The following is a 15,777-nucleotide window of genomic DNA, read 5'->3' on the forward strand; positions in this document are numbered from 1 at the left end:
CATTTATATGATACAACTTCCTGAACGATGTTCAACTTTTTTTGTAAAAAATTTTAAAATTTTTTTATTATTACATAAAACATTATAAAATCAAGCTTTCATTAGGAATTTTTTGAATTTTTTATTGCAAATTTAATAATTTCTATTCCTTCATCAATTTCTTTTTTGCTTAAATTTGCAAATCCTAAAATAAAATAATTCTCTTTTCCAGCCTTTCTAAAAGAAAATCTATTCAAATTAATTAGTCTTAAAGATTTCTCATTTAAAACTTCATTAAATTTTTTTATATCTACAGACTTATCAATTTTTATAAGTAAATTTAAGGAATTTGCCTTTGTTGGAAAAGAAATTTCTTCAATTTCTTCTAATTTTTTTACTATAAAATCAAATTTTTTATAATAAATATTTTTCATCCTGTTTATATGCTTTTCAAATTCCCCGCTTTCTATAAAGGCTGCCAAAGCTTTTTGCAAAAAATTTGAAACTGTATTCGATAAATCTTTAAAATTATTTTCATATTTTTTTAATAAATCATCTGGCAAAACCATATAAGAAATTTTCATTGATGGAGCAATTAATTTTGAAAAAGATCCAAAATAAATTACATCAGAATTTTTATCCATTGCTTTTAAACTTTCTATTGGATAACCCTTAAATTTAAATTCACTATCATAATCATCTTCAATTATATACCTATCTTTTGAAAGAGATGCCCAATTTAGTAATTCAATTCTTCTTTGAATAGACATAACTGTACCCATCGGAAATTGATGAAAAGGGGTTACAAATAAACACAAAGCATTTAGGTCTGTGAGCTTATCAATTTTTACACCCTCATCATCTAAATCTAAAGGAATTGGATTTTTCAAATCATAAGTATAAAATTTATTTCCAAAAGCATAACCAGGATTTTCAAAAGCAAAAAGAGTCTGGTCTGTGAGAAGTTTTTTTATCATAGAAAATAAATGCTCAGTTGATGATGAAATAATTATATTTCTAGAATTTGTATTTATATTTCTAGAATTTTTCAAATAAGTCTTTATAGCCTTTCTCAAAGGCTCGTATCCCTTATAAGAGCCTTTGTCCAAAATTTTTATATCATCCTTATCTATTGCCTCTTTCATATATTTTTGCATAACTTTATAAGGAAAATTATCATAATCTACGCCACTAATTGAAAAATCATATTTTATTTTTTCATCATCTATTTTATTATTTTTCAATTCCTTCTTGTTCAAAATAATTAAATCATCAATTTTTCGACAATAAAATCCACTTTTATCTTTTGCATAAACGTAGCCTTCTTCTTCAAGTTTATAGTAAACTTTTTTTATTGTATTTTTTGAAACATTAATATCTTTTGATAAATTTCTAATTGATGGGAGCTTTTCGTCTTCTTTTATTTCTCCATTAATTATTTTATTTTTTATAATTTCATATATTTGTTCATATAAATATTTTTTGTCATTTGGTAAATTTAAATACATCTGTAACCCTCATTTTTTATTTTTTGTCACTTTTATTAGTTACAGTTTATCATATAATAGAATCAAGATAAATATTAAGGAGAAAAAAATGATTGAAAAAAATATAAATGCTCAATTTGAAAAAAAAGTTATTATGGATGTAATGAACGTTGAACAAGCAAAAATTGCAGAGGCAGCTGGTGCAAGTGCTGTTATGGCTCTTGAAAGAGTTCCTGCAGATATTAGAGCTGCTGGTGGCGTTTCAAGAATGAGCGATCCAAAAATGATTGAAGAAATAATGAATGCTGTAAAAATTCCTGTAATGGCTAAGGTAAGAATTGGACATTTCGTTGAAGCACAAATTCTTGAAGCTTTGGGAGTTGATTACATAGATGAATCTGAAGTTTTGACTGTGGCTGATGATTACAATCACATCGACAAAAAGAAATTTAAAACACCTTTTGTATGTGGAGCAAGAAACATTTCTGAAGCTTTGAGAAGAATTTCTGAAGGAGCTTCAATGATTAGAACAAAAGGAGAGGCTGGAACAGGAAATATTGTCCAAGCTGTAAGACACATGAGAGAAATTAACAGGGAAATCCAAAGAATTTCTGTTTTAACTGATGATGAAATTTTTTCATACGCAAAAGAATTAGCTGTTGATGTAAATCTTTTAAAATATGTAAGAGATAATAAAAAACTTCCTGTAGCAAATCTTTCTGCTGGTGGAGTTGCAACTCCTGCCGATGCTGCTTTGATGATGCAACTTGGAGCTTACGGTGTGTTTGTAGGAAGTGGAATTTTTAAATCTGGAGATCCAGAAAAAAGAGCAAATGCAATTGTAAAAGCCGTAGAAAATTTTGATAAACCAGAAATTATTTTAGAAGTTTCAAAAGATCTTGGCGAAGCTATGGTTGGAATAAATGAAGACGAAATAAAAGAAATTTTTGAAAATAGATAAAATAAAAATCAAACAATATGCCCCATAAAAAAATTCTGCATTAAACTGCAGAATTTTTTCTTTATATTCTTTTTAATAATTCTTTTAACCAATTTTCATCTTCAGGATCTGATGAATATCTTTTTTTAAGATCAATTGATTTTATTGCTTTCAAATCTTTTTCGTCAAGTGAAAAATCAAATATTTCTATATTTTCTTTTATTCTTTTTGGATTTGTTGATTTTGGAATTGGCATTGAGCCTCTTTCAATGTGCCAACGCAAAACTATTTGAGCTGGAGTTTTATTGTATTTATTTGCAAGTTTTTTTATTACAAATTCTTCTAATAATTCACTTCTTCCCCTAGCAATTGGCGACCAAGATTGATGAAGAATATTATTTTCTTTTAAAAATCTAACCGTTTCGTCATTTTGAAAATGTGGACTTGATTCTAATTGATCGATTGCTGGTTTTTCTCCAACTTCTAAAAGTTTTTTTAATTGAGAAATTTCAAAATTTGAAACTCCTATTGTTTTTATAATCCCTTGTCTTTTATAATCTTCAAAAACTTTCCAAGATTTTTCAAAATCTTTTCCAAACCAATGGAGTAAAACCACATCCAAATAATCTGTTTGTAATTTTTCCAAAGATTCATCAAGAGATTTTTTTGTTTTGTCATAGCCAAAATCACTTGGCCAAACCTTGGTTGCTATTTTGTATTCATTTCTTTTTTTACCAGAATTTTTAAGTTCTTCTCCTATCATTTTTTCATTATTATAAATTTTTGCTGTATCTAAATATTCATAAGAATTTTCAAAAAATGCCTCAATTGCATTTGCCATGTCATTTCTGTCAGTAATTTTATAAGTACCAAAACCCAAAGCTGGTATTTCATTTCCGTCATTTAGTTTGTAATATTTCATATCATCCTCCTGTTTTAAGTTTTACCCTTAAATATATGATATAATCATTTTATGAAAACTGTATTAATAACGGGCGCATCAAGAGGAATTGGTGCTGCCATTGCAAAAAAATTAAATAAATCCTACAATTTAATCTTAACTTATAAGGAAAATAAGGATAAAGCTTTAAATTTATTAGAAGATTTGAGAAAAGAAAATCCAAATGTAATTGCTGTAAAATGTGATGTTAAAAATGAAGATGAAATAAATAATTTATTTGATCTTGCTGAGAAAAATTTTTCTCATGTTGATATTTTAATAAATAATGCAGGCATTTCTTATTTTGGTTTAATTCAAGATATGACTTTGTCCGATTGGAATGAAATTTTACAGACAAATTTATCCTCAATTTTTTTAACTTCAAAAAGAGCAATTCCAAATATGGTTGGTCAAAAATCTGGAGTTATTATAAATATTTCATCAATTTGGGGAAGTTTAGGAGCAAGTTTTGAAGTTGCTTATTCTGCGACTAAGGGTGGAGTGAATTCTTTTACAAAGGCTCTATCAAAAGAACTTTTGCCATCAAATATTAGGGTAAATGCGATTGCGCCAGGAATTGTAGATACCGATATGACAAAATTTGATTTATCTGAAGATGATAAAAAATCTTTGAAAGAAGATTTAATAGAAAAAAGATTTGCAAAATCCGAAGAAATTGCAAATCTCGTTGAATTTTTAATATCTGAAAAAAGCTCTTATATTACAGGTTCCATTTTTGATATTAACGGTGGTTTTTATTAACTTGTTCAAATTCTTTAAAATTGTACCAATAAATATAAGATGATATAACTTTTTTTCCAAGGGCTTCTTCTATGGAGTCCTTGTAAATTTCAAGTTGCTTATCATAAAATCCTTCTCTTTTTAAAGAATCTGTTTTAAAATCCATAAGTACAACTTCATTTTGGGATTCAAACATTATATCAATCTGACCATTTACATAAAAATCATCAATTTTTCTAAGGAATGATTCTTCCTTTCGAATTTTTGGTGATTTTTTCATTAAATCTTGGATGATTCTTGAATTAAAAAATCCTAAAATATTTTCAAAATTTATATATGGTATATATTCTTTTTTTATTTTTCCTAAATCGACTAATTTATTTATTTCTTTTTCTAATGAATTTAAATCATAAGATTTTACTTCTAATTCTTGGAAAATTTTGTGGATTAAAGTTCCCTTATCAGTTGCTGATAATTTTATTTCTTCAAAATTTGGTTTTCTAAATTCATAAAAATCTTCATTTTCTTCAAAAGGAGATTTTTCGTAGCCATCTTTTGATAAATCATAATTTTTTGCAATTTCTGTTACAGATTTTTTCAAAGATTTATTTATATTTTCCTTATTTTTGTAAGAAAAATTAAAAACTTCTTCTATATCTTTATAAATTTTTTGATTATACTCATCTGCCCCAATAAGTTTTTCAACATCTGTATAATCTTTTTTATAATCTTCTATGAAATCTTCAATATATTTTATTTCCAAAAATCCTTTATTAAAAGCATCTGTCTTATAATCTATATCGACAAAGTCACTCATTATTTTATCATCGCACAAAATTTTAAAAATCCAATCCATATAAGATGATAAATCCAAAACTGAGTTTGCATTTAAAATTTTTTCAAGTCCTTTTTCATTTAAATCTTTTTTTCCAATTATAGAAATTTTTCTTTCAGCACGAGTTAACGCAACATATAAAACTCTCATTTCTTCTTTTTTATCATTAAGATTAGATTTTTCTAAAATCAAATCTCTTTTTATGGACGAAATTTTTATTTTATTTTCCCAATCGGCAATATTAATCCCAATTCCCAAATCCTTATCCAAAACCATATCTTTTGAATTATCACGAGTATTAAATCTTTTAGAAAAATCTGGTAAAATTACAGCCTTAAATTCAAGACCTTTTGACTTGTGAATTGTCATAATTCTCACTAAATTTTCATCATCAGATAAATTTCTTGAAGCTTTTAAATTATCTTTTTTTTGGTTTTTTAAATTATCAATGTAGGCTAAAAATCCAAATAAAGAATTTTCATTATTTTTATCATAATCATCCATCAATTCAATAAAAGCCTCAATGTTTTTTACTCTTTCTTCTCCCCTGTCTCTTGCTTTCAAAAAATCATAAAGACCAGATTTTTCAAAAATAATATTTGCAAAGTCATACATGGTTGAAAAATTTAAAATATAAGAAAAATCTGTAAAAATCGTATTAAAATCAGAAATTTTTTGAGAAAGATTATTTTCATTTTCTTTTTCATATTCCTTAAATTTTTTGTAAAAATGAGATTTTTCAGATGATAAACTAATTTCTGCCAAATCATCTTCAGAAAAATTAAATATTTCACTCCTAAGAACTGAAAGAAGGCTAATGTCATCGTTTGGATTGGCTATATATTTTAAAATATTTATGAAAAATTCTACTTCAACTGTTTCAAATGAAATTTTTGAAATATCAGATGAAAATGGAATTCCTGCTTTTTTTAATTCATTTTCAAATAAATATGCTTTTGATGATGATCTAAGTAAAATTGCAATATCCTTATATTCCACACCCGAATTTATTAAATTATTTATTTCTTTTGTCAAATAAGCCTCTTCACTTACATTTTTTGCAAGAGCCTTGATTGAAACTTTTGGATATTTTTCATCAAATTCAAAATGATAATTTAATCTATGATTGTCATCTTTATAAGCTATGTCAGAATTTTTTCTTGTCATAAGCCTATCAAAAATATAATTATTAAAATCAATCAAGTCCTTATCGGTTCTAAAATTTTTGGACAAATCAATTCTTAGGCAATTTGAATCTGTGTCATAATCTTCAAGCTTTTTTAAAAATAATTCTGGTCTTGCATTTCTAAAACCATAAATTGATTGTTTAACATCTCCTACAAAAAATAAATTATTTTCATTTTTTAATTTTTCTACTATATAATTTTGAATGTCGTTTGAGTCTTGATATTCATCAAAGAAAATATATTTAAATTGCTTTTTTAATTTGCTTTGTAATTTCTCATTGTCCAATAATTTGATAAATTCATGTTCCATATCAGAAAAATCCAAATAATTTTCTTCTCTTTTTTTATTTGTATAAATTTTTTCAAAAGAAAACACAAGATTTTTTAATTCATTTAAAATTTTATCTTCCAAAGGATTAAAAAATCCCCTAGTAATAGAATCTGTATTTTTTACAAAATCTTTTACAATATTAAATTCTTCTTTGTAGGCATTTTTCTTTGCTTTTACATAGGAATTTTCATTTGGATCATCTAATTTTTTTGAAATTGTAACCATATTAGCTAATCCATTTTCAAAAATTTCTATGACCTCATCCCAAGATTTTTCTTCTATGGCATTTTTTATTTTTTCTAAATAGGATAAATCTTTTTCAATCATTATAAAATACTTATCCCTCATGGATTTTTCTTTTATATAATTTTCCAAATCTCTTGCATTTAAAATAATTGTTTCGATTCTTTCTTTTATATAAAATTTAAATTTTTCAAAATCAAAATTATTATTTGTGTTATCACAAAGCCATTGGTGTGGATTTATTTGACTTTTTGAAAAATCATATAAGTCCAAAATTATATTTTTTGCATCCTTATCATCTTTTGATGAAGCAAAATTATGCAAAAAATTTATAAAATTTGGATCATTTTTTTCGTATTCATCTTCAAAAAGCTCATCAATAGCATCTTTTCTCAAAAGTGCTTGTTTAGAATCAGCAGCAATTTTAAAAGAAGGAGAAAGATTATCAGACAAATAAAAATTTTCCCTTAGCATATCTGCACAAAATGAATGGAGGGTTTTTATAAAAGCATCATTTATAGATTTGATTTGATTTTTTATGAAAATTTTATCAGAGTTTTCCTCTTTTAATAAATCATTTAATTTTTGTCTTATCCTATCTTTCATTTCAACAGATGCCTTGTTTGTGAAAGTTACGATAATCATATTTTTTATGGGAATTTTTTCTTCAAGCATAATTGAAACAAGCCTATCAACCAAAACTCTAGTTTTTCCACTTCCTGCCGCAGCAGAAACAATAATATTTTTTCCTCTTGTTTCTATTGCTTTTTTTTGATCATCAGTTGGCTTAAATTTACTCATCTGCTTGCTCCTTTTTAATATCATTTATGGAAATATTTTTATTTATATCATGAAATTTGTCTTGATCTCTTGTGTAATCAAATTTGCAAATTGATTTATAAGGACAATTTATGCATTCATAAGAATTTTTATTTATTCTAAGTGGATTTAATTTAATATTTCCATTTTTAATTTCACTTATATAAGAAGAAATTAATTTTTTAATAAATTTTTCCACTATTTTTTCTTCTTCAAGAGAAAAAATATTATCCTTACTTCTTGTAATTTTAAAAATATCAGATTTTTTGCCGTCAAAATTCTTATCCAAAAGATTTAAAATTTCCTCATCAATTTTTATAATAAGTCCATTCATTTTTGTTTTGTCATCATAAATTTTTTTAATCTCATCCTTATCATAATTTTTTTCAAGTTTTTTAACCTCATCTTTTAAAGGAAAATAAAAACTTGCAACTGGAAACAAATTTTCAGATTTTTTTTCTTTTGCAGCCAACATATATACAAACAATTGAAGGTCTAAGCCATTTAATAAATTATAAATTTTAATTTCTTTTGAGCCCGTTTTGTAATCAATAATTCTTAGTAAATTATCGCACTTATCAATCCTGTCAATTCGTCCCTCAAGATAATTTTTGTCATCCACATAAACTTCTGGATATTTTTGTCCCTTTCCATATTTTTCTTCTACACTATCAATTTTAAAATTTCCTTCTTTGATTTGATTGATTATTTTTTTAGATGATTTTTGAGTTGACTCATAAATATTTGATAAAATAAATTTATTTTTATTATCATTTGCCCTTCCCAAATCAAGAGAATTTTCAATTGCTTTTTTGAAACTTTCTTTTACTAGATTTTCTATTTTTTCATCATCAACTTCTTTAAGATCCTTATCTATCAATTTCTTTGAAATATTTTCCATATTATAGTGAACAATATTTCCAATTTCTAAATTATCAACATCCAACTTTTTATTTTCTTTTGCCCTAAGCCCATAATTTATGAAATGTTTGTAAGGACATTTTGCATAAGTTTCAATTTCTGAAACTGAAAATTTATTTTTATCATAAAGTTTTTTTGAAATTTCAGGAGCCAATAAATTTTTATCATTAGAATAAGTAAATCCCTTTATAAATAAGTCATAAGATGAATTTTTTGAATAATTGTAATTTTCTATATTATCTTTTTTAAATTTAAGATATGATTTTACAAATTCTTTTTCTGATTTTTTTGTATCTTCTTTGTTTTTTATATTCCATAAAATTTGATATGCCTTTAAGTCCAAAAGATCTGTGGAATATTTTATAAAATCAAATTTACTTTGGGCAATTTTTTTGTAAGAAATATTTGGAAAAATATTTATAATATCAGAAATACTTGTTGCCATATTCATTGGGTCATTTTCTTTATTTATTAAAGAATATGAAAAAATAATTTTTTGCGATGATGTAAACATCCTAAGTAAATTTAAAAGAATTTTATCATCCTTTTTTTCTCTATAAATTTTAAGGTCAATGCCTTCGTTTTCTAAAGCAGTTTTTTCATTTTCTGATATTAACATCTCACTATTGTTATTTCCTGGAAAATAAATATCTGTCATTCCAACAAAAATTTTTATTTTTCTATCATTTATCCTATCTCTTGAAAAATCTCCAATTAAGACTTGGTCGATTGCAGGAGGAATTATTCCGATTGAAGTTGCCTTACAAGAATTTTCAATTAATTTGTAAATTTTTTTAAGCTTTGTAGGACTATCATTCAAAATTGTTGCTATTTGTTCTAAATTCGTCAAAAATTTATCCCAAACTTGTTTGTTTTCTTCAAAAATTTCAAGCCTATTTTCCCTTATATTTTCTTGATAATGATTAAAACCTGATTTTATTATTTTTTTATCAAAACTCTTATAAATTTCTTTTACAAGATCATTTGCCTTAATCTTTTCATTTCTAATTTTATATAGGTCATACAATAAGTCGATTAAAATTTTTCTTATTGAATTTACATTTTTAAGCTCATCTTCTTTTTCTTTTTTTAATTTCTCATCATTTTCATAAAATTTTTCATCTAAAACAAAATACTTATCATCAAAAATCATCGCCCCTTTGATTTTTCTATTTTCAATATAATTTTGAAAATCTAAAATCCTTTCGTAGGCATTTTCTCCAAAATCAATTACATTTGATCTTATAAAAGCCTCAAGATCTGTTTTTCTAAAATTAAAAACAACAAGTCTAATCATAGAAAGCCATGTTTTTAAAATATGATTGTCGGATAATTTTTTTGTTTTATCTACAAAAATAGGAATCTCGCTCCTTGCAAAAATTCTTTTTACAAGATTTTCATACTCATCGCTATTTGCCAAAACCAAAGAAATTTCTGAATATCTATGACCTTCTCTAATCAATTTTTCTATAATTAGGCTACTATTTTCAATTTCATTTGTTGAAGAAATTGATTCAACAAGATTTATATTTTTAGTTTTTTCTTGATAAATTTGGGGATTATATTTTTCAAAATTTTCATAGAGGTGCTTAATATCTAAAAGCTCATTTTCTTTTTCTAAATTTATAATTTTGATTTTGTCTATATTTTTTAAGCTTTCGACAAAGCGAATTGCTTGATCAAATATATCCATATCGCCTGCCATATTATTTTCATAATATTTCCAATCAAGGCAAATTGAAATCGTAACTTTTGCTCCGATTTTTATTAACTCTTTTATAAAATCTATTTTAAGGTCAGACAAAAAATCAAATTTATCAAAATAAAAATTAACATTTTTAAAAAAATCGCAATATTTAATATTATCTTTTATAATTTCAAGCTCATCTTCTTTGTCAATATAAGAATTTTCAAGCTTTTTTATATAAGAATCATAAATCAATTTAATTTCTTCAAATTTTAATTTTGTCATTGGATCTAAATTTTCATTTTTATTAATTTTTCCAAAAAATTCATCATCAAAATAATATTCCTTAATATTTGAGAAAAAATCAGAAAGATTATTTACAAAATCTATATCAAATGATTTGTTTGAAAAAAGTTTTAATTTATTATCTATTTCATCAAGTACGCTTGTAAGTAAAATCGCCTTAGAAACTTGATTTAAATTTTCATTTTTTTTAAGACTTAGTCTTTGAGAAATATATGAAATTAAAGATGAAAATGATAAAACTTTTGCATCCATAACCGACTTATATTTTATTGAATCAATAAAATCCATATCACTTTCAAGTGTATATTGTTCTGGAACTATAAGAAATGCTTTTTCTTTTTTATCCAAATTTTTTTCAATGTCTTTGTAAATATAAAATGAATTTTCTTTAGGAAATTTGCTCATAATTATTTTTATCATACAACCACCTTCAAACTTGACCCTTCTGTTTTTGAATATGAAACTTCAATTTTTGCATCAATAGCATCTTTTAATTCCTTTACATGAGAAATTAAACCAATAAATTTATTATCATAGGATAATTTTTCAATTGTTCTTATTGCTTTTTCCAAATAATCATCTGATAAAGTTCCAAAACCTTCATCAATAAAAAGCGTGTCGATTTTTATTCCACCATTTTCCATACTTATTTCATCAGAAAGTCCAAGAGCCAAAGCAAGTGATGCAATAAAACTTTCTCCACCAGAAAGAGAAGCCTCACTCCTTATCTTTCCTGTATTCGCATCCAAAATTTCTATATCAAGCCCATAATTTTTTCTCTTATCGTTAGTTTGTTTTTTTCTAATCATTGTAAATTGACCATCAGTCATTTCTTTAAGCCTTATATTTGCAAGAGCTAATATTTTTCTAAAATAATAAGAAAGAACAAAAGTTTCAAAATTTAATTTTTCCCTTCCAGAAACATTTGACAAAGAACCATCAGCTATTCTTGAAAGTTTATATAAAATTCCATCCTCGTTTTTTAATTTATTGAAGTTTTTTTCTATCGAATATATTTCATTTTTGCTATCTTTTAATCTTGTTTCGTTTAATTTTAGAGAAAAAATTGAATCATTTGTTTCTTCCAAAATATTTTTTAAATTTTTAATTTTTTCTTTTATTTTATCCGTTTCAAATTTTTCTTTGTTTGCGTAATCTTTAAGACTTGTTAGCCTTATAGAAATATTGTTTAAGTTTTCAAAATATTTTCGAATTTCTTCTTTTCTATCAATTAAGTCCTTGGATTTTTCTAAGTATTTCAAAAATTCATCTATACACTTAAAATTTTCCCTAATCTTATTTTCAAAAATATTTTCAGCCTTTAAAATTTTTTCTTGATTTATTTTTATATAAGAGCTAAGTGATTCCACCTTTGAATTTGATGAAGATTTTTCTTTTTCTAAGTTTTTTATTTTCTCATCAATTTTTTTAATTCTTCCTTCTTCATTTTCGACAAATTTTTTGTCAAAATTTACATTTTCAATAACTTTTTTTTCATCAAAATCATCAAGCTCTTCTTTTTTTACTTTAAATTTATTTTCAAGCTCTTCTATATTATTCAAATTACCTAAATTATCTAATTTATTCTCTAAATCTCCAATTATTTTTTCAATCTCAAAAGCTTCTTTTTCCAAATCTTTTTTGTAGCTTATTTCTTTTTTATATTCTTGATTGGATTTGTCGTAAGATTTTTTCAATTTTTCATGTTCATTTTTATAATTTTGAAGATTTTTTTCAATATCTTCCGCCTTTTCCATATTAAAATCTATTGATTTTTCCAAATCTGAAATTTTATCTTTTGAAAGATTAATTTTTAATTCCAAATCAAAAAAATCTTTCTCAATTTTTTCTATATCAAGGTCAAAAGATTCTAAAAACTCAATTTCTCCCTTATAAATCCTTCCACAAATCGGACAAATTCCTCTTTCTTTTAAATCTTTCCTAAATTCATTTATTTGTATAGATTTTTTGTTCTCTTTTGCCTTACCTAATAAGATTTTTGCCTTTTCATAAGCTTTATTTGCCTTATCAAATTGAATTTTTTCATCATTTAAATTTTTAATTTTTTCATCATTAATTAGCGCTTTTTCATAAAAATTTTGAATTTCAAAAACTTTTTGATATGCATTGTGGCTTTCATTTGTAATTTTTTCAAGATTTCTAGAAAAATCTAGCAATTCATCTGATTTTTTTCTTATTTTTTCATTTATTTTTTCTTTTTCTTTTAAATTATCCTCTATGGATTTTTTATAATTTTTTCCATCTTCAAATGCTTTTTTATTTTTATCTAATTCATCTTTAATTTTTTGTAAATTTTCAAATTTATTTAATATTTCAAGATTTTTTACTATATTTTCTTTCTTTTGGTCTATAATTTTTAAAAGCTCATCCTTATTTCCAAGATAAGTTTTATTTTCTTTCAATTCTTCTTCAATAAAATTCAAATTTTCATTTTCAAAATCTAATTTTATTTTCAAATCTTTTTGGCTTTTATTTAAATCAAGAAAAGATTCGTAATATGGTTTTATTGCTATAGATTTTTCTGCGTAAGCCAAATCTTTCTTTAAATTTTTATAAAAAGATTCATCTTCTAAAAGCTTTTCTTTTTCTTTAAGTAAATCTTTGTAGTTTTCTATTTGTTCATTTTCTTTTTCGTAGAAATTTAGCTTGGAATTTTCATTTTCTAGATTTTTGTTTAAAGATAATTTCTCATCATTTTTTATTTGAATATTTTTTTCACTTTCTAAAAGCAAATCTTCTATAATATCTATAATTTTTTGAAAATCTTTAAGCTTTATTAACTCATCATCAACTTTATCGCCTAAGAGTTCATTTTTTACAATTTCATTTTCTAAGCTATTAGAAATCATATCCAAATTTCTCTTTGAATTTTTGCTTGCTTCTTTCAATTTTTCTTCTATTTCCTTGTAAAGGTAAGACGAAAAAATTTTTGACAAAAGCTCAGCTTTTTCATCTGAATTTGATTTTAAAAATTTTGAAAATTCTCCTTGCGCAAGAATCATAACCCTATTTAATTGATTATAATCAAGTCCGATTACTTCAATTATTTTTTTATCTGTTTTTTGTGGCCCATCAGATATTAAAATTTCCTTTTCATTTTCAATTTTATAAAATTCTACGCTGTGAGAAACATTGACATTGGCTCTTGTTTTTTTTGCTTTTTGATTTGGAATTCTTTTTATCCTATAATTTTTTCCATCAATTTCAAAATAAAAATCTACATAAGTTATAGGATCATCTCCACCTAGAAAATCACTTCTAATATCGTTCGAATTAAATCCTTCTCTTTGAATTTCTCCAAAAAGCGCAAAGCTTATAGCATCAAAAATTGTAGTTTTTCCACTTCCAGTATCTCCTGAAATTATGAAAATTTTAGAATCATATATTTTTGTAAAATCTATAAAAGTTTTATTTTTGTAGGTCATAAATCCATACATTTCAAGTTTTACTGGCTTCATTGTATCACCTTTTTAAGTATTTCTTTTTCTAAATCTGTCATTTTTTCATTCATTTTAAACTTATAAAATTCTTCAAATATTTCCAAGCTTGATAATTTTTCAAAATCAATATCAATATCCTCATCCTTTTCAATATTTATTGATTTTTCGTACTTTATTGAAACTGCATGAGGAAATTTCATTTTTAATTTCGCCATCGGAGAATCTATTGGCTTATCATCTTTTAAAGTAAATTCTATATAAGCATTTGAATTTTTCATTTTTAAAATATTTTCAAAATAATCACAAATTTTTTCAAAATCATTTAAAGGTTTAATATCAATTTCTTTTATTGAAATTTTTTCTTTTAAATCTATAAGTGTAACTGATTTTTTTTGATTTATTTCAGAAAATGAATATTTCATAAAAGTCCCACAATACCTAATTTTTTCATCAAGAACAAAGTGTTTTCTGTGAAGATGACCTAAAGCTACATAATCAAATTTTTTAAATAAGTGGGCATCCATAGCGTCATTTCCACCAATTGTAAGAGGTTTTTCTCCTTCTATTTTTTCATCTTCATACGGCTTTTCATTTGCATAACAATGACTTATCAAAACATTTCTATCCTTATAATCTATATTTTTTAATAAAACTTTATAAAGGTCAGTAAAATTTTCTATATTTGAATCAATTTCATTTTTTGCCCTTGCAAGGGAAATGTAAGGAATCGGATAAAAATTAACTTTACCATATTCATCATCAAAAGAAATTTTTCCATCATAAGAATTTCCATAAATATAATAAGAATTTTTTTCAAAAAAACTTTTAGAAATTTCAAGCCTTTTTCCCGAATCGTGATTTCCAGAAATTGCTATAATTTTTTTCTTCAAATTAAAAATAATTTCATCCACAAAATCAGAATAGACTTTCATAGCTTCATTATTTGGAATAGCTGTATCAAAAATATCCCCTGCAATCAAAACAATATCTATTTTTTCATCTTCAATAATTTTTAAAATTTGGTTAAGACAAAATTTTTGATCTTCAAGCAAAGAATATGAGCCTATTGATTTTCCTATATGAAGATCTGATAAATGTAATAATTTCATTTATTTTCCCTCACAAAAACATACTCATCTTTTGTTGAATTAATTGGATCATAAATATAATCACAAAGATTTATTTTTTTAATTTCTTCAATATCTGAAATTTTATTATTAATTAGATATTTTAACATTCTCCCACGCATTTGTTTTGTATATGAAACAATTGAACGGATTTTTCCATTTCTATTTTCTTTAAAAGTCAAGGTCAAAAATTTCTGATTTTTTTTCAAATATTTTTTTATGAGCTTAGCGTATTCAGCACTTGCCAAATTTATAATAAAATTTTCATTTTCAAAAGCTTTTTTGTAAATTTTGTCAGCCCAAAATCCATACATATCGACTCCTTTTGAATCCATATAAAGTCTATAATCAGAAATTCCTGTAAAAGGCTTGCACAAACCATATAAGGCAGAAATAATATAAACATGATCATTCAAATAAGCCAAGTCATTAAAATCTTCTTTTTTAAATTGCTTAAAAACAAGTCCATCATAAGAAAAAATCGCTGGATTTTTTAAATTTTCAAAATCGAAATCCTTGTAATCATAATAAGCTTTTATAGCAAGATCATCATTGCAAAAAAACATATTTGCTAAATCATTTATTGAATATTTTTTTAAATTTTCAACTAATTCTTTTGTTTCGTCTTCAAACAAAAGCCCTTCTGTTTTTTCATTTTCAAAATGTTTAAACCTTTTTGCAGGCGAAATTATAATTTTCATATCAAACCTTTCTATTTTTCATTCTAAATTAATTATATCATAGAAAAAACCCCTCAATCCGTATTCCGGATT

9 protein-coding genes are annotated in these 15,777 nt (G+C 24.3%); 2 read left to right on the plus strand and 7 right to left on the minus strand.

Annotated elements, in window-relative coordinates:
- Positions 1-101: 101 nt before the first annotated feature.
- Positions 102-1,487, minus strand: coding sequence for a MocR-like pyridoxine biosynthesis transcription factor PdxR (locus HMPREF2782_RS04960; RefSeq protein WP_070641322.1), 1,386 nt, complete (start codon positions 1,485-1,487; stop codon positions 102-104).
- An 88-nt stretch (positions 1,488-1,575) separates the two neighbouring features.
- On the opposite strand from HMPREF2782_RS04960, the gene pdxS reads away from it, so the two are divergent.
- Positions 1,576-2,427, plus strand: coding sequence for a pyridoxal 5'-phosphate synthase lyase subunit PdxS (gene pdxS, locus HMPREF2782_RS04965; RefSeq protein WP_070641323.1), 852 nt, complete (start codon positions 1,576-1,578; stop codon positions 2,425-2,427).
- 61 nt (positions 2,428-2,488) lie between these two features.
- Here pdxS and HMPREF2782_RS04970 read toward each other — a convergent pair whose 3' ends face one another.
- Entirely contained in the window at positions 2,489-3,328 is an 840-nt protein-coding gene (locus HMPREF2782_RS04970; RefSeq protein ID WP_070641325.1) for an aldo/keto reductase, read from the minus strand.
- A 51-nt stretch (positions 3,329-3,379) separates the two neighbouring features.
- Between HMPREF2782_RS04970 and ymfI the strand changes: the two genes are divergently transcribed.
- Positions 3,380-4,108, plus strand: coding sequence for an elongation factor P 5-aminopentanone reductase (gene ymfI, locus HMPREF2782_RS04975; RefSeq protein ID WP_070641326.1), 729 nt, complete (start codon positions 3,380-3,382; stop codon positions 4,106-4,108).
- Here the strand turns inward: ymfI and addA are convergent.
- From addA to HMPREF2782_RS05000, 5 genes are read right to left on the minus strand one after another with little or no spacing between them, the layout of a single operon-like run.
- Entirely contained in the window at positions 4,089-7,484 is a 3,396-nt protein-coding gene (gene addA / locus HMPREF2782_RS04980) for a helicase-exonuclease AddAB subunit AddA (RefSeq protein ID WP_070641327.1), read from the minus strand. The genes ymfI and addA overlap by 20 nt on opposite strands.
- Positions 7,477-10,836 (minus strand): PD-(D/E)XK nuclease family protein, encoded by a 3,360-nt coding sequence (locus HMPREF2782_RS04985; protein WP_070641328.1) that lies wholly within the window; start codon positions 10,834-10,836, stop codon positions 7,477-7,479. Before HMPREF2782_RS04985 ends, addA begins: the two co-directional genes overlap by 8 nt.
- Positions 10,833-13,895 carry an AAA family ATPase gene (locus tag HMPREF2782_RS04990; protein ID WP_070641329.1) on the minus strand — a complete coding sequence of 1,021 codons (3,063 nt, stop codon included), beginning with the start codon at positions 13,893-13,895 and terminating at the stop codon, positions 10,833-10,835. The genes HMPREF2782_RS04985 and HMPREF2782_RS04990 overlap by 4 nt, the downstream gene beginning before the upstream one ends.
- Positions 13,892-14,986, minus strand: coding sequence for an exonuclease SbcCD subunit D (locus HMPREF2782_RS04995; protein ID WP_070641331.1), 1,095 nt, complete (start codon positions 14,984-14,986; stop codon positions 13,892-13,894). The genes HMPREF2782_RS04990 and HMPREF2782_RS04995 overlap by 4 nt, the downstream gene beginning before the upstream one ends.
- Positions 14,983-15,705, minus strand: a complete 723-nt coding sequence (locus HMPREF2782_RS05000; protein WP_004838317.1) for a YaaA family protein — start codon at positions 15,703-15,705, stop codon at positions 14,983-14,985. The genes HMPREF2782_RS04995 and HMPREF2782_RS05000 overlap by 4 nt, the downstream gene beginning before the upstream one ends.
- Between the last annotated feature and the right edge of the window lie 72 nt (positions 15,706-15,777).

This window comes from Anaerococcus sp. HMSC068A02, from assembly GCF_001811125.1.
Classification (GTDB): Bacteria; Bacillota; Clostridia; order Tissierellales; family Peptoniphilaceae; genus Anaerococcus; species Anaerococcus vaginalis_C.